1 protein-coding gene and 1 pseudogene are annotated in these 2,461 nt (G+C 57.0%); both read left to right on the top strand.

All coding sequences use genetic code 11. The features are described 5' to 3' along the window. A partial coding sequence (locus tag A3730_RS21695) for an NAD(P)/FAD-dependent oxidoreductase (protein ID WP_197477567.1) occupies positions 1-806 on the top strand: 806 nt, incomplete at its 5' end. Positions 807-951: 145 nt separating this feature from the next. Further along, positions 952-2,214, top strand: a pseudogene (locus tag A3730_RS21690) (TonB-dependent receptor); the annotation flags it as partial. Positions 2,215-2,461 lie beyond the last annotated feature (247 nt).

The raw sequence follows: 2,461 nt of genomic DNA, 5'->3' as shown, positions 1-2,461 counted from the left end.
AAGACGCCGCAGCACAGGTCACCACCGCACTGAAAGAGAGCGGCGTCACGGTACTGGTCGATCACACCACCGTGCGCTTTGCCCGGGAAGAGGGTGAAAAGGTGTTGTATGTCACGGGGGACGGACAGGAAAAGCGGATCGTATTCGATACGTTATTGCTGGCCGTGGGGCGCAAAGCCAACACCACAGGGCTGGGACTGGAAACACTGAAACTGCCCACCAATGGCAACGGCACCATCACCGTCAACGACCACCTGCAAAGCCGCTTCCCGAATATTTATGCCTGCGGGGATGTGGCCGGCCCCTACCAGTTTACCCATACCGCCTCTCACCAGGCATGGTATGCCTCGGTCAATGCCCTGTTTGGTTTCGCGAAAAAATTCAAAGTGGACTATCGGGTGATCCCCTGGTGCACCTTTACCGACCCGGAAGTCGCCCGGGTCGGTCTGAATGAACAGGAAGCCAACGAGCAAGGCATCGATTACGAGGTCACCCGCTACGGCATTGACGACCTGGACCGGGCTATCGCCGAAAGTGCCGACCAGGGGTTTGTAAAAGTGCTTACTGCCCAAGGCAGCGACCGGATTCTCGGCGTTACCATTGTCGGCCAGCACGCCGGGGAGCTGATTGCCGAGTACGTACTGGCCATGAAACACAAGCTGGGTCTGAACAAGATCCTCGGCACCATCCATATCTACCCAACCATGGCCGAAGCCAACAAGTTTGCTGCCGGGGAATGGAAAAAAGCCCGCAAGCCAGAGGGACTGTTACGCTGGGTAGAGCGGCTTCACGAGATTCGGCGCTAACCACAACATCGCAATTGACAATTATTATCATTACGGTGCACGGCCGTCCTGCCTTGAAGATATTGATAAGGAGAGCGCCGTGCTCCGCTTTTACCGTTATGGCTTGCCTGTATCGTTATTATCCCTTGCGTGTTCCCCGTTTGCTCTGGCCGAAGAAGCCGCTGGCGCCCATGAGCTGGGCCAGATTACGGTCTCAGCCACCCGCGCCCACTCCACCGTTGCTGAGACTCCGCAGAAAGTCCTCATCATCAGCCGCGAAGAAATTGAAGAACAACTGGCCATCAGTAATGACCCGGGGCAGGTACTCAGCAGCCTGATTCCCTCCTACTCGCCCAGCCGCCAGAAGCTCTCCAATGCCGGCGAGAGCTTCCGTGGCCGTTCGCCGCTATTCATGATCGATGGTGTACCGCAAAGCAACCCGCTGCGAGACAGTGCCCGCGACAGCTATACCATCGACCTGTCCATGGTGGAGCGTATCGAAGTGATTTATGGCGCCAGCGCAGAGCACGGGCTGGGCGCCACCGGCGGGATTATCAACTATATAACCCGCCGCGCCGACACCGGCACCATCAATCAGCAAGCCTCTGTCAGCCTGACTTCCGATGATGATTTTGATTCCGATGGTCAGGGCCACAAGGTGGACTACAGCATCAGTGGCCAGAAAGGCGACTGGGATTACCTGGGCGCCATCAGCCAGCAAAAGCGTGGCGTCTTCTATGACGGTAACGACCAGTTGGTTGGCATCGCCTACCCTGGTGAACTGCAGAACTCTACCAGCTATGACGTAATGGGTCGGGTCGGCTACTGGATTGACGACAACCAGAACGTCGAACTGATGCTCAATCACTTCGAACTGGAAGGCGAAGGCGATTATGTGCCGGTGCCCGGCAATCGGGATGAAGGTATCCCCACCCGAGCGCGCCCAGGCGACCCGGTAGGCGACCCGGGCTTCAACAAGGTGACCACCGCCAGTTTCTCCTACAGCCATGCAGACTGGTTTGGCAACAAGGCGGACGTGCAATTGTATAGCCAGCAGTTCCGCGCCCAGTTTGCCACCACCCCGTTCTTCCCTTACGTGGACAGTGCCGGGAATGATCAGCTCGACCAGACCCGCAACGAATCAGACAAGATCGGCGCCAAATTCACCCTGACCCGCAACGGCCTGCTCAACAATCGCCTGGGCATTACTACCGGCCTGGATCTGCTGCAGGATGAAACCAATCAGGATCTGGTCCATACCGGACGTACCTATGTGCCGGAAACCCAGTACCGTAATTACGCGCCCTTCCTGCAAGGCCGCTTCAAGCTCACCGACAAGCTCAATCTGAATGCCGGTGCCCGCTATGAAAAAGCCAAACTGAAAGTGGATACTTACTCCACCATCGACCGGACCAACGTGGTTAAGGAACCTCTGAATAACTCCTTGCGTACTCAGCGTGGCCTGAAGCGTGCAGCTGTTGAGTCTTGTCTTGACGGACAGGGTGGCTCCCTTTCCTAGAGGCAAGGCGCAGCAGATGTGCGCTTCAGGCCACGCCCTCCGGGTCTTCCAGGCTAGCCCGCACTCGTCGTTGCGTTTTTTCGATGGATGGACATACACCTTCAAAATCGCGCCTAGATTGCGAGCCAGCCTGAAAGACTGAGCATGCAAGGAGTTA

The sequence above is a fragment of the Alcanivorax sp. HI0044 genome, assembly GCF_001634945.1.
This window is presented reverse-complemented; position numbering and strand designations above follow the sequence as displayed.